Origin of the sequence: Serratia sp. BNK-33-b, from assembly GCF_048684565.1 — a bacterium.
Taxonomy (GTDB): Bacteria; Pseudomonadota; Gammaproteobacteria; order Enterobacterales; family Enterobacteriaceae; genus Serratia; species Serratia marcescens.
This window is the reverse complement of sequence record NZ_JBLQTZ010000001.1, coordinates 4,949,224-4,967,240: the sequence shown is the minus strand read 5'-3', so window position 1 is coordinate 4,967,240 and position 18,017 is coordinate 4,949,224. Positions and strand designations below refer to the sequence as shown.

General features: G+C 56.6%; 17 protein-coding genes. All 17 read left to right on the top strand.

Features of this window, described 5'->3' with window-relative positions; translation table 11 throughout:
- The first annotated feature begins 58 nt into the window (after positions 1 to 58).
- The 17 genes from mnmG (at position 59) to pstB (ending at position 18,016) form a co-directional block, all read left to right on the top strand.
- A complete protein-coding gene (mnmG, locus tag ACMGGK_RS23960) occupies positions 59 to 1,948 on the top strand; it encodes a tRNA uridine-5-carboxymethylaminomethyl(34) synthesis enzyme MnmG (protein ID WP_033639108.1) in 1,890 nt (629 codons plus the stop codon).
- 138 nt (positions 1,949 to 2,086) lie between these two features.
- The gene (gene rsmG / locus ACMGGK_RS23955; protein ID WP_015379471.1) at positions 2,087 to 2,707 is read left to right on the top strand and encodes a 16S rRNA (guanine(527)-N(7))-methyltransferase RsmG; all 621 of its coding nucleotides are present in this window, start codon (positions 2,087 to 2,089) and stop codon (positions 2,705 to 2,707) included.
- Positions 2,708 to 3,346: 639 nt separating this feature from the next.
- Entirely contained in the window at positions 3,347 to 3,730 is a 384-nt protein-coding gene (gene atpI, locus ACMGGK_RS23950; protein ID WP_004933796.1) for a F0F1 ATP synthase subunit I, read from the top strand.
- Between the two features lie 22 nt (positions 3,731 to 3,752).
- Complete coding sequence (atpB, locus tag ACMGGK_RS23945; RefSeq protein ID WP_015376132.1) at positions 3,753 to 4,532, top strand: F0F1 ATP synthase subunit A; 780 nt, start codon at positions 3,753 to 3,755, stop codon at positions 4,530 to 4,532.
- Positions 4,533 to 4,581: 49 nt separating this feature from the next.
- Complete coding sequence (gene atpE, locus ACMGGK_RS23940) at positions 4,582 to 4,821, top strand: F0F1 ATP synthase subunit C (protein WP_004093904.1); 240 nt, start codon at positions 4,582 to 4,584, stop codon at positions 4,819 to 4,821.
- A 57-nt stretch (positions 4,822 to 4,878) separates the two neighbouring features.
- A complete protein-coding gene (gene atpF, locus ACMGGK_RS23935; RefSeq protein WP_004933804.1) occupies positions 4,879 to 5,349 on the top strand; it encodes a F0F1 ATP synthase subunit B in 471 nt (156 codons plus the stop codon).
- 14 nt (positions 5,350 to 5,363) lie between these two features.
- Positions 5,364 to 5,897 (top strand): F0F1 ATP synthase subunit delta, encoded by a 534-nt coding sequence (gene atpH, locus ACMGGK_RS23930; protein ID WP_025160298.1) that lies wholly within the window; start codon positions 5,364 to 5,366, stop codon positions 5,895 to 5,897.
- 12 nt (positions 5,898 to 5,909) lie between these two features.
- Positions 5,910 to 7,451, top strand: a complete 1,542-nt coding sequence (gene atpA, locus ACMGGK_RS23925; protein WP_016929618.1) for a F0F1 ATP synthase subunit alpha — start codon at positions 5,910 to 5,912, stop codon at positions 7,449 to 7,451.
- Between the two features lie 59 nt (positions 7,452 to 7,510).
- Positions 7,511 to 8,374, top strand: a complete 864-nt coding sequence (gene atpG / locus ACMGGK_RS23920) for a F0F1 ATP synthase subunit gamma (RefSeq protein WP_004933811.1) — start codon at positions 7,511 to 7,513, stop codon at positions 8,372 to 8,374.
- A 32-nt stretch (positions 8,375 to 8,406) separates the two neighbouring features.
- Positions 8,407 to 9,789, top strand: coding sequence for a F0F1 ATP synthase subunit beta (gene atpD, locus ACMGGK_RS23915; RefSeq protein ID WP_004933813.1), 1,383 nt, complete (start codon positions 8,407 to 8,409; stop codon positions 9,787 to 9,789).
- Between the two features lie 20 nt (positions 9,790 to 9,809).
- Entirely contained in the window at positions 9,810 to 10,229 is a 420-nt protein-coding gene (locus ACMGGK_RS23910) for a F0F1 ATP synthase subunit epsilon (protein ID WP_004933814.1), read from the top strand.
- 290 nt (positions 10,230 to 10,519) lie between these two features.
- On the top strand, positions 10,520 to 11,893 hold the full coding sequence (gene glmU, locus ACMGGK_RS23905) for a bifunctional UDP-N-acetylglucosamine diphosphorylase/glucosamine-1-phosphate N-acetyltransferase GlmU (protein ID WP_033634231.1): 1,374 nt from the start codon (positions 10,520 to 10,522) through the stop codon (positions 11,891 to 11,893).
- A 152-nt stretch (positions 11,894 to 12,045) separates the two neighbouring features.
- On the top strand, positions 12,046 to 13,875 hold the full coding sequence (glmS, locus tag ACMGGK_RS23900) for a glutamine--fructose-6-phosphate transaminase (isomerizing) (RefSeq protein WP_028128067.1): 1,830 nt from the start codon (positions 12,046 to 12,048) through the stop codon (positions 13,873 to 13,875).
- A gap of 335 nt (positions 13,876 to 14,210) precedes the next feature.
- Entirely contained in the window at positions 14,211 to 15,251 is a 1,041-nt protein-coding gene (pstS, locus tag ACMGGK_RS23895; RefSeq protein WP_079450353.1) for a phosphate ABC transporter substrate-binding protein PstS, read from the top strand.
- Between the two features lie 91 nt (positions 15,252 to 15,342).
- Positions 15,343 to 16,299 carry a phosphate ABC transporter permease PstC gene (gene pstC / locus ACMGGK_RS23890; protein WP_016929615.1) on the top strand — a complete coding sequence of 319 codons (957 nt, stop codon included), beginning with the start codon at positions 15,343 to 15,345 and terminating at the stop codon, positions 16,297 to 16,299.
- Position 16,300: 1 nt separating this feature from the next.
- Positions 16,301 to 17,191 (top strand): phosphate ABC transporter permease PstA, encoded by an 891-nt coding sequence (gene pstA / locus ACMGGK_RS23885; protein WP_004933824.1) that lies wholly within the window; start codon positions 16,301 to 16,303, stop codon positions 17,189 to 17,191.
- A 54-nt stretch (positions 17,192 to 17,245) separates the two neighbouring features.
- Positions 17,246 to 18,016: a phosphate ABC transporter ATP-binding protein PstB gene (pstB, locus tag ACMGGK_RS23880; protein WP_016929614.1), complete on the top strand. Its 771-nt coding sequence runs from the start codon at positions 17,246 to 17,248 to the stop codon at positions 18,014 to 18,016.
- The last annotated feature ends 1 nt before the right edge of the window (position 18,017 follow it).

Sequence of the window (18,017 nt, the reverse complement as noted above, 5' to 3'; positions counted from 1 at the left end):
TAGAATCCCCGACCCCAGGGCAAATACGATCGTTCGCAATACGGCGAGGTGCAGTTCCATGTTTTATCCAGATCAATTTGACGTCATCATCATCGGTGGTGGCCATGCAGGTACCGAGGCCGCCATGGCCGCGGCGCGCATGGGACGTCAGACTTTATTATTGACACACAATATCGATACGCTGGGACAGATGTCCTGTAACCCGGCGATTGGCGGTATTGGTAAAGGGCATCTGGTTAAGGAAATTGATGCGCTCGGCGGCTTGATGGCGACGGCGATCGACCATGCCGGCATCCAGTTTAGGATACTAAACGCCAGCAAAGGCCCTGCCGTTCGCGCTACTCGCGCTCAGGCGGATCGCGTCTTGTATCGCCAGGCGATCCGTACCGCGTTGGAGAACCAGCCCAACCTGATGATCTTCCAACAGCCGGTTGAGGATCTGATCGTCGAAAACGATCGCGTAGTCGGCGCCGTCACCCAAATGGGCCTGAAATTCCGCGCCAAGGCGGTGGTATTGACCGTAGGCACCTTCCTGGACGGCAAGATCCATATCGGCTTGGAGAATTACAGCGGCGGCCGCGCCGGGGATCCTCCTTCGATCTCACTGTCGCAGCGTTTGCGTGAACTGCCGCTGCGCGTTAACCGCTTGAAAACCGGTACGCCGCCGCGCATCGACGCCCGCACTATCGATTTCAGCGTACTGGCGCCGCAACACGGTGATACGCCGGTGCCGGTATTCTCTTTCTTGGGCGATGCCAGCCAGCACCCGGAACAAATGGCGTGCTACATCACCCACACCAATGAAAAAACCCATGACGTGATCCGCAATAACCTCGATCGCAGCCCGATGTATGCCGGGATCATCGAAGGGATCGGCCCACGTTACTGCCCGTCGATCGAAGACAAGGTCATGCGTTTTGCCGATCGCAACGCGCACCAGATCTTCCTTGAGCCGGAAGGGCTGACCAGCAACGAGATTTACCCTAACGGGATTTCCACCAGCTTGCCTTTCGATGTGCAGATGCAGATCGTCCGTTCGATGGAAGGAATGCAGAACGCGCGTATTATTCGCCCTGGTTATGCCATCGAGTACGATTTCTTCGATCCGCGCGATCTGAAACCTACGCTGGAAAGCAAATTCATTCAGGGCCTGTTCTTCGCCGGCCAGATCAACGGCACCACCGGGTATGAAGAAGCCGCCGCGCAGGGCTTGCTGGCCGGTCTGAATGCCGGGCGTTTCGCCGATGAACAAGAGGGCTGGGCGCCACGTCGCGATCAGGCCTACCTCGGCGTGCTGGTGGACGATCTCAGCACCCTTGGTACCAAAGAGCCGTACCGCATGTTTACCTCTCGCGCCGAGTATCGTCTGATGCTGCGCGAAGACAACGCCGATCTCCGCCTGACGGAAAAAGGCCGCGAGCTGGGCCTGGTGGACGACGTGCGTTGGGCGCGTTACAGCGAGAAGCTGGAGCGAATCGAACGCGAACGTCAGCGCCTGCGCGACATCTGGATGCATCCGCACGCCGAGAACGTCGAACAGGTCAATGTGCTGCTGAAAGCGCCGCTGTCGCGTGAAGCGAACGGCGAAGAACTGCTGCGTCGCCCGGAGATGGATTACGCGCAGTTGACCGGCACCGACGCCTTCGCGCCGCCGCTGGACGACGTCCAAGCCGCCGAGCAGGTCGAGATCCAGGTCAAATACGAAGGCTACATCGCTCGCCAACAGGAAGAGATCGAAAAACAGCAGCGCAACGAGAATACCGTGCTGCCGCTGGATCTTGACTACCGTCAGGTTTCGGGACTGTCGAACGAAGTGATCGCCAAGCTGAACGATCACAAACCGAACTCCATCGGCCAGGCTTCGCGCATCTCCGGCATTACGCCAGCGGCGATCTCGATTTTGCTGATCTGGCTGAAAAAGCAGGGACTGCTGCGCCGCAGCGCATAAATCCCGCATCCAGGCGGCCGTTTGCTCAACCCGTAGCCAAACGGCCGCTGACATCACTTGCGCCCTGAATTATCATAGTCGCCTCATTGCGCCAGCTAACCATCCGCTGGTCGTTCAGCGCCTGCCAGAGGATCCGTTGTGCAAAAAAAATTAGACTCGCTGCTCGCGGCAGCAGGCATTGAGCTGCCCGATCAGCAGAAACAGCAGCTGCTGGGCTATGTCGGCATGCTGGATAAGTGGAACAAGGCTTATAACCTCACGTCGGTGCGCGATCCGCAACAAATGCTGGTGCGCCACATCCTCGACAGCATTGTGGTCAATCCGCATCTGCAGGGCTCGCGTTTTATCGATGTCGGCACCGGCCCCGGTTTACCGGGCATTCCGCTGGCGATCGTGCGCCCGGACGCGCATTTCACGCTGCTCGACAGCCTGGGCAAGCGCGTGCGTTTTCTGCGTCAGGTGCAGCATGAGCTGGGCCTGAACAATATCGAGCCGGTGCAGAGCCGCGTCGAAGCGTTTCCGGCCGAGCCGCCGTTCGATGGCGTGATCAGCCGGGCATTCGCTTCGCTGCAGGATATGCTGTCCTGGTGCCATCACCTGCCGGCGAAAGGGCAGGGGCGTTTTTACGCGTTGAAAGGCGTGCGTCCGGATGAAGAACTGACGCAGCTGCCGGCTGGCGTTAGCCTGGAGTCCATCGTGCGGCTGCAGGTGCCTGAACTGGAAGGCGAACGTCATCTGGTGATTCTTAAGGCAAACTGAGTTTGCTTTTGATCAAACAAGCGTGAATTAAAGGTCGTACCAAGCAGAAAGGTAAGCAGGCTAATTAGTTGGTCGCTTTTTTTAGTTAATTTACTTTCTATTAACACAAAAAACGCGGCTAATTAGCGACAATAGAGTAATTGCATTTGGAAATAGTCACGTTAGCAATCATGTGCGAAAGATTGGCGTTTGCTGCTAATGTTAATTGGCTGTTGGAATATTGCCCCGCTGCTTGTCAATAAAAGGTTTTCATCGGGTATACGGATTGTTTTTGAACAGTTAACTGGTAATGTTTTGATTTATATAATTTTTTGATCGCTCAAATTGCTAAAGACGGTTTGGTTGACCATCGGCTATAAATCAGGAAGGGACATTACTGTGATCGGCTTCGCGTTTCTAAACGCAACGCTGGAATAATCAGACAATTAAATGCGCCCTATTATTCCGACCGTTTTCTTGTGAAAATAGGCTGGAATAGGGAAATTTAAATAATTGTTCACCTTTTCGCTACTTATCGATTGAATTCGTTGGTATGCCCCGTATAATTTGCTCGTTTTTTGCTGCTTGACTCAGGACAGCAAAAACAGTTGTATACGTCACTCAGCATACCCCCTCTGGGGTACGGAGAGAACAAACGTCATGTCTGTGTCCCTTTACAGCGGGAAAGTCGCACGCAAACTGCTGTTTTTGCAGTTAATGACTTTTGTTCTGATCAGCGTTGCTTTCTGGCTGAAAAGCCCGGAATGGAGCGCTTCGGCGCTGGCAGGCGGTCTCGCCGCCTGGTTGCCGAGTGCAATGTTTATGCTGTTTGCCTTGCGCCATCAGGCGCAAACGCCGGCGCCCGGTAGGGTTGCCTGGTCGTTCGCCATCGGCGAGGGGCTAAAGGTCGTGATCACCATCGTTTTGCTGATCGTGGCGCTGGGGGTGTTCAAGGCGGAGTTTATACCGCTTGGCCTGACCTATTTAGCGGTGTTAGTGGTGCAGATAGTGGCACCGGCCGTGATTAACAGTTACCGAACTTAACTAAATAAGGGTAAGAGGCATCATGTCTGCAGGAGAAGTCTTGACTCCACAGGAGTATATCGGTCACCACCTGACGCAGCTTCAGGTCGGGACTGGGTTCTGGTCGATCAACATCGACTCGATGTTTTTCTCCGTCGTCCTCGGGGCGCTTTTCCTGGTGATCTTCCGCAAAGTGGCCAAAAACGCCACCAGCGGCGTGCCGGGTAAACTGCAAACCGCCGTGGAGCTGGTGGTCGGTTTCGTCGACAGCAGCGTGCGCGACATGTACCACGGCAAGAGCAAGGTGATTGCGCCGCTGGCGCTGACCGTGTTCGTCTGGGTGTTCCTGATGAACTTGATGGACCTGCTGCCCATCGACTTCCTGCCTTACGTTGGCGAACACATCCTCGGCCTGCCTGCGCTGCGCGTCGTGCCTACCGCCGATGTGAACGTCACGCTGTCGATGGCGCTGGGCGTGTTTATCCTGATTCTGTTCTATAGCATCAAAATGAAAGGCGTTGGCGGGTTTGTTAAAGAGTTGACCATGCAGCCGTTCAACCACCCTGTATTCATTCCTATCAACCTGATTCTTGAAGGTGTCAGCCTGCTGTCCAAACCTGTTTCACTGGGTCTGCGACTGTTCGGCAACATGTATGCGGGTGAGTTGATCTTCATCCTGATTGCCGGCCTGTTGCCGTGGTGGTCACAGTGGGTCCTGAGCTTGCCTTGGGCTATCTTCCACATCCTGATCATTACGCTTCAAGCCTTTATTTTCATGGTTCTGACGATCGTCTATCTGTCGATGGCGTCTGAAGAGCACTGATTTTCTTAAAACACTTGCACTTTTAAACTGAAACAAACTGGAGACTGTCATGGAAAACCTGAGTATGGATCTGCTGTACATGGCTGCCGCTGTGATGATGGGTTTAGCGGCAATCGGTGCTGCGATCGGTATCGGCATCCTGGGTGGTAAATTCTTGGAAGGCGCTGCTCGTCAGCCTGACCTGATTCCTCTGCTGCGTACACAGTTCTTTATCGTTATGGGTCTGGTCGACGCCATCCCGATGATCGCTGTAGGTCTGGGTCTGTACGTGATGTTCGCCGTCGCGTAAGTAGAGCAACCCTCTACGACGTAACCAAACTATTAACTTTTAAAGAGGCATTGTGCTGTGAATCTTAACGCAACAATCCTCGGCCAGGCCATCGCGTTCGTTCTGTTTGTCTGGTTCTGCATGAAGTACGTATGGCCGCCGATCATGGCTGCCATCGAGAAACGTCAGAAAGAAATCGCTGACGGCCTCGCTTCTGCAGAGCGTGCCAAAAAAGATCTGGACTTAGCGCAAGCCAATGCGACCGACCAGCTGAAAACTGCCAAAGCAGAAGCTCAGGTGATCATCGAGCAAGCGAACAAACGCAAAGCTCAGATCATGGATGAAGCGAAAGCCGAAGCCGAGCAGGAACGTAACAAAATCGTGGCGCAGGCTCAGGCTGAGATCGAAGCCGAACGTAAGCGCGCTCGTGAAGAGTTGCGTAAGCAAGTCGCGATGCTGGCAATTGCCGGCGCCGAGAAGATCATCGAACGTTCCGTGGATGAAGCTGCTAACAGCGACATCGTTGATAAACTGGTCGCTGAACTGTAAGGAGGGAGGGGCTGATGTCTGAATTTGTAACTGTAGCTCGCCCCTACGCCAAAGCAGCTTTTGACTTTGCCGTTGAGCACCAAAGCGTAGAGCGCTGGCAGGACATGCTGGCGTTTGCGGCTGAAGTCACTCGCAATGAACAGATTTCTGAACTGCTGTCTGGCGCGGTTGCGCCAGAAACGCTGTCCAAGACGTTCATCGCGGTTTGTGGCGATCGGCTCGACGAACATGGCCAGAACTTTATCCGTGTAATGGCCGAAAATGGACGTTTACTGGTTCTTCCTGCCGTGCTGCAGCAGTTCATCGAACTGCGCGCCTCGCTGGAGTCCACCGTCGAAGTCGAAGTGCTCTCTGCGAGCGCGCTGAGCGACGAACAGCAGGCGAAAATCGCCGCTGCGATGGAAAAACGTCTGTCACGCAAAGTTAAGCTGAATTGCAAAATTGACAAGTCTGTACTGGCCGGCATCGTTGTTCGCGCCGGCGATATGGTGATTGATGGCAGCGTTCGCGGTCGTCTTGAACGCCTGACAGACGTCTTGCAGTCTTAAGGGGACTGGAGCATGCAACTGAATTCCACCGAAATCAGCGAACTGATCAAGCAGCGCATTGCTCAGTTCAATGTAGTGAGCGAAGCTCACAATGAAGGTACTATCGTTTCCGTCAGCGACGGGATCATCCGCGTACACGGCCTGGCCGAAGTTATGCAGGGCGAAATGATCGCGCTGCCTGGCAACCGTTACGCAATCGCATTGAACCTGGAGCGCGACTCCGTTGGTGCCGTGGTCATGGGTCCGTACGCGGATCTGGCCGAAGGCATGAAGGTTAAATGCACCGGCCGTATCCTGGAAGTTCCAGTCGGTCGTGGTCTGCTGGGCCGCGTCGTTAACACCCTGGGCGCGCCAATCGACGGCAAAGGCCCGATTGAAAACGACGGTTTCTCTCCGGTAGAAGCTATCGCCCCAGGCGTTATCGAGCGTCAGTCCGTTGATCAGCCGGTTCAGACTGGCTACAAATCCGTTGACGCCATGATTCCAATCGGCCGTGGCCAGCGTGAGCTGGTGATCGGTGACCGTCAGACCGGTAAAACCGCGCTGGCGATCGATGCGATCATCAACCAACGCGACTCCGGCATCAAATGCGTTTACGTGGCTATCGGCCAGAAAGCGTCCACCATCGCTAACGTGGTGCGCAAACTGGAAGAGCACGGCGCACTGGCCAACACCATCGTGGTGGTGGCGACCGCTTCCGAATCCGCCGCACTGCAATACCTGGCGCCATACGCTGGTTGCGCAATGGGCGAATACTTCCGTGACCGCGGTGAAGACGCGCTGATCGTGTACGATGACCTGTCCAAACAGGCCGTTGCTTACCGCCAGATTTCCCTGCTGCTTCGTCGTCCGCCAGGTCGTGAAGCTTACCCAGGCGACGTATTCTACCTGCACTCCCGCTTGCTGGAGCGCGCAGCGCGCGTCAACGCCGAATACGTTGAAGCCTTCACCAAAGGTGAAGTTAAAGGCCAAACCGGTTCACTGACCGCTCTGCCGATCATTGAAACCCAGGCGGGTGACGTTTCCGCGTTCGTTCCGACCAACGTAATCTCGATTACCGATGGTCAGATCTTCCTGGAATCCAACCTGTTCAACTCCGGTATTCGTCCGGCAGTTAACCCGGGTATCTCCGTATCCCGTGTTGGTGGCGCCGCGCAGACCAAGATCATGAAGAAACTGTCCGGCGGTATCCGTACCGCGCTGGCGCAGTATCGTGAATTGGCTGCGTTCTCCCAGTTCGCCTCCGATCTGGACGACGCGACCCGCAAACAGCTGAGCCACGGTCAGAAAGTGACCGAGCTGCTGAAACAGAAACAGTATGCGCCGATGTCGGTTGCACAACAGTCTCTGGTGCTGTTTGCCGCAGAACGCGGTTACCTGAACGACGTCGAAGTCGCCAAAGTGGTGAGCTTCGAAGCCGCGCTGGTAGCCTATGCGGATCGCGAGCACGCCGAACTGCTGAACCACATCAACCAAACTGGCAACTTCAATGATGAGATCGAGGGCAAGTTGAAAGACGTCCTCGAGACCTTCAAGAAAACCCAGTCCTGGTAACGCCGAACGGTCCTGCTGTTGAAAGACAGCAGGCCGTCTGGCACTGAGGAGAAGCAGAGATGGCCGGCGCAAAAGAGATACGTAGTAAGATCGCTAGCGTGCAAAACACGCAAAAGATCACTAAAGCGATGGAAATGGTCGCCGCCTCCAAAATGCGTAAATCGCAGGATCGCATGGCGGCCAGCCGTCCTTATGCAGAGACCATGCGCAAAGTGATTGGTCACCTTGCGTTAGGGAATCTGGAGTACAAGCACCCGTACCTGGATGAGCGTGACGTTAAGCGCGTCGGGTATCTGGTGGTGTCTACTGACCGTGGTCTCTGCGGCGGCTTGAACATCAACCTGTTCAAAAAGCTGCTGGCGGAGATGAAAGCCTGGTCCGAAAAAGGCGTCGAAACCGACTTGGCGCTGATTGGCTCTAAAGCGGCCTCTTTCTTTGGTTCCGTGGGCGGCAACGTGGTTGCCCAGGTGACCGGCATGGGGGACAAACCTTCCCTGTCGGATCTGATCGGGCCGGTGAAAGTGATGCTGCAGGCCTACGACGAAGGTCGTTTGGACAAGCTGTACATTGTCAGCAACAAATTTGTTAATACGATGTCCCAAGAGCCGCAAGTGCTTCAGCTACTGCCGTTACCGCCAGCCGATGACGAAGAGCTGAAGAAAACGCCTTGGGATTACCTGTATGAACCCGATCCAAAAGTGCTGCTTGATACCTTGCTGCGCCGCTATGTGGAGTCGCAGGTTTATCAGGGCGTCGTGGAAAACCTGGCCAGCGAGCAGGCCGCACGAATGGTCGCGATGAAAGCCGCAACCGATAACGGCGGTAGCCTGATCAAAGAGCTGCAGTTGGTATACAACAAGGCGCGTCAGGCCAGCATCACTCAGGAACTCACCGAGATCGTTTCGGGAGCCTCCGCGGTTTAAGCTAGGTTTACGAATTACGTAGAGGATTCAAGATGGCTACTGGAAAGATTATCCAGGTAATCGGCGCCGTGGTGGACGTCGAGTTCCCTCAGGATGCCGTACCGAAAGTGTACGACGCCCTTGAGGTAGAAAACGGCACCGAAAAACTGGTGTTGGAAGTTCAGCAACAGCTGGGCGGTGGTGTGGTTCGCTGTATCGCAATGGGGACCTCCGACGGTCTGCGTCGCGGTCTGAAAGTGAACAACCTGGATCACCCGATTGAAGTGCCGGTGGGTAAAGCTACCCTGGGTCGTATCATGAACGTATTGGGTCAACCGATCGACATGAAAGGCGACATCGGCGAAGAAGAGCGTTGGGCGATTCACCGCGCGGCGCCAAGCTACGAAGAGCTGTCTAGCTCCCAGGAACTGCTGGAAACCGGTATCAAGGTAATGGACCTGATTTGTCCGTTCGCCAAGGGCGGTAAAGTCGGTCTGTTCGGCGGTGCGGGCGTAGGTAAAACCGTAAACATGATGGAGCTGATCCGTAACATCGCGATCGAGCACTCCGGTTATTCCGTGTTTGCGGGCGTGGGCGAGCGTACTCGTGAGGGTAACGACTTCTACCACGAAATGACCGACTCCAACGTTCTGGACAAAGTATCCCTGGTTTACGGCCAGATGAACGAGCCACCAGGTAACCGTCTGCGCGTTGCGCTGACCGGTCTGACCATGGCGGAGAAATTCCGTGACGAAGGCCGTGACGTTCTGCTGTTCGTTGACAACATCTACCGTTACACCCTGGCCGGTACCGAAGTGTCCGCACTTCTGGGCCGTATGCCATCCGCGGTAGGTTATCAGCCAACGCTGGCGGAAGAGATGGGCGTTCTGCAAGAACGTATCACCTCGACCAAGACCGGTTCCATCACTTCCGTACAGGCCGTTTACGTTCCTGCGGATGACTTGACTGACCCGTCTCCAGCCACCACCTTTGCGCACTTGGACGCAACCGTGGTACTGAGCCGTAACATCGCTTCTCTGGGTATCTACCCGGCCGTTGACCCGCTGGATTCCACCAGCCGTCAGCTGGATCCGCTGGTCGTTGGCCAGGAGCACTACGACGTAGCGCGTGGCGTGCAGTCCATTCTGCAACGCTACCAGGAACTGAAAGATATCATCGCGATCCTGGGTATGGACGAGCTGTCTGAAGAAGACAAGCTGGTCGTATCCCGTGCGCGTAAGATCCAACGCTTCCTGTCTCAGCCGTTCTTCGTGGCAGAAGTCTTCACCGGTTCTCCGGGCAAGTTCGTATCGCTGAAAGACACCATCCGTGGTTTCAAAGGCATTATGGACGGCGACTATGACCACCTGCCGGAGCAGGCGTTCTACATGGTTGGCACCATTGAAGAAGCAGTGGAAAAAGCCAAGAAACTGTAACGCCTTGAGAGGAGGGTGATATGGCTATGACTTACCATCTGGATGTAGTCAGCGCGGAAAAACAGATGTTTTCCGGCCTGGTGCAGAAGATCCAGGTGACAGGCAGCGAAGGTGAACTGGGGATCTTCCCTGGCCATGCGCCGCTGCTGACTGCCATCAAGCCTGGCATGGTGCGTATTGTTAAGCAGCACGGTGAAGAAGAGTTCATCTACCTGTCCGGCGGCATCCTCGAGGTGCAGCCGAGCGTGGTTACCGTGCTGGCGGACACTGCTATCCGTGGTACTGACCTCGACGAAGCGAGAGCGTTGGAAGCTAAGCGTAAAGCTGAAGAACACATTCGCAGCTCTCATGGCGATGTCGACTATGCTCAGGCATCCGCTGAACTGGCGAAAGCGATCGCAAAACTGCGCGTTATCGAGCTCACCAGAAAAGCGATGTAATGTTTGGGTGCTCTGCACCCAACTTTAAGAAAGCGGCCCATAGGGTCGCTTTTTTTTTACTTTAAAATAAGCATTTCGGCCCGGCTGGCAGAGTGGTGTATAACCCCTGATATCGGGCAAGAAACGTCGCCGAACGCCGACAGTTTTTTTGCCCTGGAGCTGAATTGGGCATGGTGGTGACAGACCACGCGCCGCGCGGCCTGCGCCGGGTTCGTGATGAGAAATATGTAGTAATATCGTCGCTAAACGGTTTTACTTTCGTCTATCAAAATGGAGTTATCAGGTTGCTTATGTCGAACAGCGCAATGAGCGTAGTTATCCTCGCCGCAGGCAAGGGTACGCGCATGTATTCCGATCTTCCCAAAGTGTTGCACCCGTTGGCCGGCAAGCCGATGGTGCAACACGTCATTGATGCCGCGATGAAGCTGGGTGCGCAACATGTTCACCTGGTATACGGCCACGGCGGCGATTTGCTGAAAAGCACGTTGACTGACGGCGCGCTGAACTGGGTGCTGCAGGCCGAGCAACTGGGTACCGGTCACGCAATGCAGCAGGCCGCGCCGCATTTTGCCGATGATGAAGACGTGCTGATGCTGTACGGCGACGTGCCGCTGATCTCCGTCGATACGCTGCAACGCCTGTTGGCGGCTAAACCGCAGGGCGGCATCGGCCTGCTGACGGTCAAGCTGGACGATCCGAGCGGCTATGGCCGCATCGTGCGTGAGAACGGCGACGTGGTGGGTATCGTCGAGCATAAAGACGCCAGTGAAGCGCAGCGGCAGATCAACGAGATCAATACCGGCATCCTGGTGGCGAACGGGCGCGATCTGAAACGCTGGCTGGGAATGTTGAATAACGACAACGCACAGGGCGAGTTTTACATCACCGATATCATTGCGTTGGCCCATGCCGACGGCAAGAAAATCGAAGCCGTGCACCCGTCGCGTTTAAGTGAAGTGGAAGGTGTGAACAACCGTCTGCAGCTGGCGACTCTGGAGCGCGTATTCCAGTCGGAACAGTCTGAAAAGCTGCTGTTGGCCGGCGTGATGCTGCTGGATCCGGCGCGTTTCGATCTGCGCGGGGAACTTGTTCACGGCCGTGACATCACTATTGATGCGAATGTGATTATCGAAGGTCACGTCAAGCTGGGCGATCGGGTGAGAATCGGCGCCGGCTGCGTGCTGAAAAACTGCGTGATCGGTGATGACTGCGAGATCAGCCCTTACAGCGTGCTGGAAGACAGCGTGCTGGAAGCAGACTGCACGGTTGGGCCGTTCGCCCGCTTGCGCCCAGGCGCGGAGCTGGCGGCAGGGGCTCACGTCGGCAACTTCGTGGAAATGAAAAAGGCGCGCCTGGGCAAAGGCTCCAAGGCCGGTCACCTCAGCTACCTGGGCGATGCTGAAATCGGCGATGACGTGAATATCGGCGCCGGCACCATCACCTGCAACTACGATGGCGCCAACAAGCACAAGACGCTGATCGGCGACGGCGTGTTCGTCGGTTCCGATACTCAGCTGGTGGCGCCGGTGTCGGTCGGCAAAGGCTCCACCATCGCCGCCGGCACCACGGTGACGCGCGATATCGCCGAGAACGAACTGGTGTTGAGCCGCGTCAAGCAGGTGCACATTCAGGGCTGGCAACGTCCGGTGAAGAAGAAGTCATAGTGTGTTTTGCGTTGGGCTCCGTTCACGAGCCCAATACAAAACATAATAATCCCCACCATCTACAGGCTCGGGGGCGCACGGTAAAAACCGGCAAAAATCAGGTCAAGGCATCGAAAGCGCCCATGAAGGGCGTTCATTAGGAATATAACTGAATGTGTGGAATTGTAGGCGCAGTAGCGCAACGTGATATCGCAGAAATCCTGTTGGAAGGTTTACGTCGTCTCGAGTACCGCGGTTATGACTCCGCCGGTCTGGCGGTGGTCGATGAAAAAGGCAACGTCAGTCGCCTGCGTCGCGTTGGCAAGGTACAAAAGCTGGCCGAAGCGGCGGAACAAACCGATCTGCACGGCGGTACCGGCATCGCTCACACCCGTTGGGCTACGCACGGTGAACCGACCGAAGCGAACGCGCACCCGCATGTTTCCGACTACATTACCGTGGTGCATAACGGCATCATCGAAAACCACGAGCCGCTGCGCGAACTGCTGATTGAACGCGGTTACCGTTTCAGCTCTGAAACCGATACCGAAGTGATTGCGCACCTGGTGCACTGGGAACAACTGCAAGGCGGTACGCTGCTGGAAGTGGTTCAGCGCGTGATCCCGCAGCTGCGCGGCGCTTATGGCACCGTGGTGATGGACAGCCGCGATCCGAGCGTGCTGGTCGCGGCGCGTTCCGGTAGCCCGCTGGTTATCGGCCGCGGCGTTGGGGAAAACTTTATCGCTTCCGATCAGCTGGCGCTGCTACCGGTCACCCGCCGCTTCATCTTCCTGGAAGAGGGCGACGTGGTGGAAGTGACTCGCCGCACCGTCAATATTTTCGACAAACAGGGCAACGCCATCGAGCGCCCTGAGATCGAGTCCCAGGTGCAGTATGACGCCGGCGACAAGGGCGCTTACCGCCACTACATGCAAAAAGAGATTTACGAACAGCCGCTGGCGCTGAAAAACACCCTGGAAGGGCGTTTCAGTCATGGCCAAATCAACCTGAGTGAGCTGGGGCCGCACGCCGACGAGCTGCTCGCCAAGGTGCAGCACGTGCAGATTATCGCCTGTGGCACTTCTTACCACTCCGGTATGGTGGCGCGTTACTGGTTCGAAGCGCTGGCCGGCGTGCCGTGCGATGTCGAGATCGCGTCCGAATTCCGTTACCGCAAATCGGCGGTGCGTCCGGGCAGCCTGATCATCACTCTGTCGCAGTCCGGCGAAACCGCCGACACTCTGGCGGCGCTGCGCCTGTCCAAAGAACTGGGTTATCTCGGTTCGCTGGCCGTTTGTAACGTTGCCGGCTCTTCGCTGGTGCGTGAATCCGATCTGGCGTTGATGACCAAAGCGGGCACGGAAATCGGCGTAGCCTCGACCAAAGCCTTCACCACGCAGCTCACCGTGCTGTTGATGCTGGTGGCGCGCCTGGGCCGTCTGAAAGGCATGGCGGAAAGCGTGGAGCACGAGATCGTGCATGGTCTGCAGGCGTTGCCGGCGCGTATCGAGCAGATGCTGTCGATGGATAAAGAGATCGAAGCGCTGGCGGAAGGCTTCTCCGACAAGCACCATGCGCTGTTCCTCGGCCGTGGCGATCAGTATCCGATCGCCATGGAAGGGGCGCTGAAGCTGAAAGAGATCTCCTATATTCACGCCGAAGCTTATGCGGCGGGCGAGTTGAAACACGGCCCGCTGGCGCTGATCGACGCCGATATGCCGGTGATTGTGGTGGCGCCGAACAACGAACTGCTGGAAAAGCTGAAGTCCAACATTGAAGAAGTGCGCGCGCGCGGCGGCCAGCTGTACGTGTTCGCCGATCAGGACGCCGGCTTCGTCAGCAGCGAAGGCATGACCATCATTCCTCTGCCGCACGTCGAGGAAATCGTCGCGCCGATCTTCTACACCGTGCCGTTGCAGCTGCTGTCTTACCATGTGGCGCTGATCAAAGGCACCGACGTTGACCAGCCGCGCAACCTGGCGAAGTCTGTCACCGTAGAGTAATTTGCCGCAGGTAAACTGCAAAAGCCGGCCTTAGCGCCGGCTTTTTTCATGAGTGACCTTAAAGATGACAGCGCTGCCGTTTCGGTGATAAACGTTGTCATATTCAAGCGGATAGGCCGCGCCAAGCCGGTTTTTTATTGCTTGGGAAATGTGCTGTTTCACGGCTAACCTTCTGATTTAAATACAAACAAGCACTCATTAAATGCACTGTAATATAACTGTCATATTGCGTACATTTTTCTGTCACCAAACTGTCCTATTTTCCCTCCTGCAGCAATACTTACTCTGATTAAAACGACTCGAAGTCGATTTTAAGTATCCCATTAGGAGGGATTATGAAACTGATGCGTACCACCGTCGCCAGTATTGTGGCAGCGACCTTCTCCCTGACCGCCGTGTCCGCGTTCGCTGCTGCCAGCCTGACCGGTGCAGGTGCGACATTCCCCGCTCCGGTTTACGCCAAGTGGGCAGATTCTTATCAGAAAGAAACCGGCAACAAAGTTAACTATCAGGGCATCGGCTCCTCTGGCGGCGTAAAGCAAATCGTGGCCAACACCGTTGACTTTGGCGCTTCCGACGCCCCGCTGTCTGACGACAAGCTGGCGGCCGACGGCCTGTTCCAGTTCCCGACCGTGATCGGCGGCGTGGTGCTGGCGGTGAATATCCCGGGCATCAAATCCGGCGAACTGACGCTGGACGGCAAAACCCTGGGCGATATCTACCTGGGCAACGTCAAAAAATGGAACGATCCGGCTATCACCAAGCTGAACCCAGGCGTGAAACTGCCTGACCAAAACATCGCCGTAGTGCGCCGCGCCGACGGTTCCGGCACTTCGTTCGTGTTCACCAGCTACCTGTCCAAAGCCAATGCGCAGTGGAAAGAAAAGATTGGCGCCGGTTCTACCGTTAACTGGCCGACCGGTCTGGGCGGTAAAGGCAACGACGGCATCGCCGCCTTCGTTCAGCGTCTGCCAGGCTCTATCGGCTACGTAGAATACGCTTACGCCAAGCAGAACAACCTGGCTTACACCAAGCTGGTGTCCGCTGACGGCAAACCGGTCAGCCCGACTGAAGAGAGCTTCAGCAACGCCGCCAAGGGTGCAGATTGGAGCAAAACCTTTGCTCAGGATCTGACTGACCAGAAAGGCGACAACGTGTGGCCAATCACCTCCACCACCTTCATCCTGGTGCACAAAGAGCAGAAAAACCCTGTTCAGGGCGCCGAAGTGCTGAAGTTCTTCGACTGGGCCTACAAAACCGGTGCAAAACAAGCTAACGAGCTGGATTACGCCACCCTGCCGGCAGAAGTGGTTGAGCAGGTGCGTGCGGCCTGGAAAACCAACGTAAAAGACAGTTCAGGTAAAGCGCTGTACTAACAACGCAGGGGCGCGGGTTCGCCGCGCCCCACACAGTTCTTCAGGCTCCGATCCCGGTTGGGGCTGCCAGGGTTCAAACAGAGAGTAATCTATGGCTGAGTACAAGCCGACCATCAAAGCACCGGGCAAAAACGGTGACATCATTTTCAGCGCGCTGGTGAGACTGGCTGCGCTGATTACCCTATTGTTGCTGGGCGGCATCATCGTTTCGCTGATCTTCGCCTCCTGGCCAAGCATGCAGAAATTCGGCTTTGCGTTCCTGTGGACCAAAGAGTGGGACGCGCCGGCGGAGCAGTTCGGCGCGCTGGTGCCGATCTACGGCACCGTGGTCACCTCGCTTATCGCGTTGATCATCGCCGTGCCGGTGAGCTTCGGCATCGCGCTGTTCCTGACCGAACTGGCGCCGAACTGGCTGAAGCGGCCGCTGGGCATCGCCATTGAGCTGCTGGCGGCCATTCCGAGCATCGTCTACGGCATGTGGGGACTGTTCGTGTTCGCCCCGCTGTTCGCCGAATACTTCCAGACGCCGGTGGGCGACGTGCTGTCGGGCATTCCAATCGTCGGCGAGCTGTTCTCCGGCCCGGCCTTCGGCATCGGCATCCTGGCCGCCGGGGTGATCCTGGCGATCATGATCATTCCTTACATCGCCGCAGTGATGCGCGACGTGTTCGAACAGACCCCGGTGATGATGAAAGAGTCGGCCTACGGCATTGGCTGCACCACCTGGGAAGTCATCTGGCGCATCGTGCTGCCGTTCACCAAAAACGGCGTCATCGGCGGGGTGATGCTGGGCCTGGGCCGTGCGCTGGGGGAGACCATGGCGGTGACCTTTATCATCGGCAACACTTACCAGCTCGACAGCGCTTCGCTGTACATGCCGGGCAACAGCATCACCTCGGCGCTGGCCAACGAATTCGCCGAAGCCGAGTCCGGCGTGCACACCGCCGCACTGATGGAGCTGGGCCTGATTCTGTTTGTTATCACCTTTATCGTGCTGGCGCTGTCGAAACTGATGATCATGCGTCTGGCCAAGAATGAGGGGCGTTAACATGGCGACGATGGATATGCAAAACGCAGTCGTTCTGGCGGAAAGCCGCCGCAAAATGCAGGCCTGGCGCCGGCAGAAAAATCGCCTCGCGCTGTTCCTGTCGATGGCGACCATGGCGTTCGGGCTGTTCTGGCTGATCTGGATCCTGATCGCTACCGTCACCAAAGGCTTCGACGGCATGTCGCTGGCGCTGTTCACCGAGATGACCCCGCCGCCGAATACCGCGGGCGGCGGCCTGGCCAACGCCATCGCCGGCAGCGGCCTGTTGATCCTGTGGGCGACCCTCTTCGGTACGCCGCTGGGCATCATGGCCGGCATCTACCTGGCGGAATACGGCCGTAAATCTTGGCTGGCGGAAGTGATCCGCTTTATCAACGACATCCTGCTGTCCGCACCGTCGATCGTGGTGGGCCTGTTCGTTTACACCATCGTGGTGGCGAAGATGGAACACTTCTCCGGTTGGGCCGGCATCGTGGCGCTGGCGTTGCTGCAGGTGCCGATCGTCATTCGCACCACCGAGAACATGCTGAAGCTGGTGCCGGATACGCTGCGCGAGGCCGCCTATGCCCTGGGCACGCCGAAATGGCGCATGATTTCCGCCATCACGCTGAAGGCGTCGGTGTCCGGCATCATCACCGGCGTGCTGCTGGCGATTGCGCGCATCGCGGGGGAAACCGCGCCGCTGCTGTTCACCTCGCTGTCGAACCAGTTCTGGAGCACCGACCTGATGCAGCCGATCGCCAACCTGCCGGTGACCATCTTCAAATTCGCCATGAGCCCGTTCGCCGAATGGCAACAGTTGGCCTGGGCCGGGGTGCTGTTGATCACCCTGTGCGTACTGTTACTGAATATCCTGGCGCGCGTAATTTTCGCCAAGAAAAAGCATTCGTAAAATTTTGAGCGCCGCTTTGGCGGCGCTGATGAAAAGAGAGAAGTCTTGATGAGTATGGTTACTGACGCTTCCAGCAGCAAAATTCAGGTACGCGATCTGAACTTCTACTACGGCAAATTCCATGCGCTGAAGAACATCACGCTGGATATCGCCAAGAACAAGGTCACCGCGTTTATCGGCCCATCCGGCTGCGGCAAATCCACCCTGCTGCGCACCTTTAACAAGATGTACCAGCTGTACCCGGAACAGCGTGCGGAAGGCGGCATTCTGCTGGACGGCCAGAACATCCTGACCGACAACTCGGATATCGCGTTGCTGCGCGCCAAGGTCGGCATGGTGTTCCAGAAGCCGACGCCGTTCCCGATGTCGATTTACGACAACATCGCTTTCGGCGTTCGCCTGTTTGAAAAGCTGTCGCGCGCCGATATGGACGAGCGCGTGCAGTGGGCGCTGACCAAGGCCGCGTTGTGGAACGAAACCAAGGACAAGCTGCACCAGAGCGGCTACAGCCTCTCCGGCGGCCAGCAGCAGCGTCTGTGCATCGCCCGCGGCATCGCCATTCGTCCGGAAGTGCTGTTGCTGGATGAGCCTTGCTCGGCGCTGGATCCGATCTCTACCGGCAAGATTGAAGAGCTGATCAGTGAACTGAAGGCCGATTACACCGTGGTGATCGTGACGCACAACATGCAGCAGGCAGCGCGCTGCTCCGACTCTACCGCATTTATGTATCTGGGCGAGCTGATCGAGTTCAGTGATACTGATAACCTGTTCACTGCGCCGCAGAAAAAGCAGACTGAAGACTACATCACTGGCCGTTATGGTTGAT

Coding starts and splice junctions, on each gene's coding strand:
- mnmG (WP_033639108.1), top strand. CDS start 59: ATGTTTTATCCAGATCAATTTGACGTCATCATCATCGGTGGTGGCCAT.
- atpI (WP_004933796.1), top strand. CDS start 3,347: ATGTCTGTGTCCCTTTACAGCGGGAAAGTCGCACGCAAACTGCTGTTT.
- atpB (WP_015376132.1), top strand. CDS start 3,753: ATGTCTGCAGGAGAAGTCTTGACTCCACAGGAGTATATCGGTCACCAC.
- atpE (WP_004093904.1), top strand. CDS start 4,582: ATGGAAAACCTGAGTATGGATCTGCTGTACATGGCTGCCGCTGTGATG.
- atpH (WP_025160298.1), top strand. CDS start 5,364: ATGTCTGAATTTGTAACTGTAGCTCGCCCCTACGCCAAAGCAGCTTTT.
- atpA (WP_016929618.1), top strand. CDS start 5,910: ATGCAACTGAATTCCACCGAAATCAGCGAACTGATCAAGCAGCGCATT.
- atpG (WP_004933811.1), top strand. CDS start 7,511: ATGGCCGGCGCAAAAGAGATACGTAGTAAGATCGCTAGCGTGCAAAAC.
- atpD (WP_004933813.1), top strand. CDS start 8,407: ATGGCTACTGGAAAGATTATCCAGGTAATCGGCGCCGTGGTGGACGTC.
- ACMGGK_RS23910 (WP_004933814.1), top strand. CDS start 9,810: ATGGCTATGACTTACCATCTGGATGTAGTCAGCGCGGAAAAACAGATG.
- glmU (WP_033634231.1), top strand. CDS start 10,520: ATGTCGAACAGCGCAATGAGCGTAGTTATCCTCGCCGCAGGCAAGGGT.
- glmS (WP_028128067.1), top strand. CDS start 12,046: ATGTGTGGAATTGTAGGCGCAGTAGCGCAACGTGATATCGCAGAAATC.
- pstS (WP_079450353.1), top strand. CDS start 14,211: ATGAAACTGATGCGTACCACCGTCGCCAGTATTGTGGCAGCGACCTTC.
- pstC (WP_016929615.1), top strand. CDS start 15,343: ATGGCTGAGTACAAGCCGACCATCAAAGCACCGGGCAAAAACGGTGAC.
- pstA (WP_004933824.1), top strand. CDS start 16,301: ATGGCGACGATGGATATGCAAAACGCAGTCGTTCTGGCGGAAAGCCGC.
- pstB (WP_016929614.1), top strand. CDS start 17,246: ATGGTTACTGACGCTTCCAGCAGCAAAATTCAGGTACGCGATCTGAAC.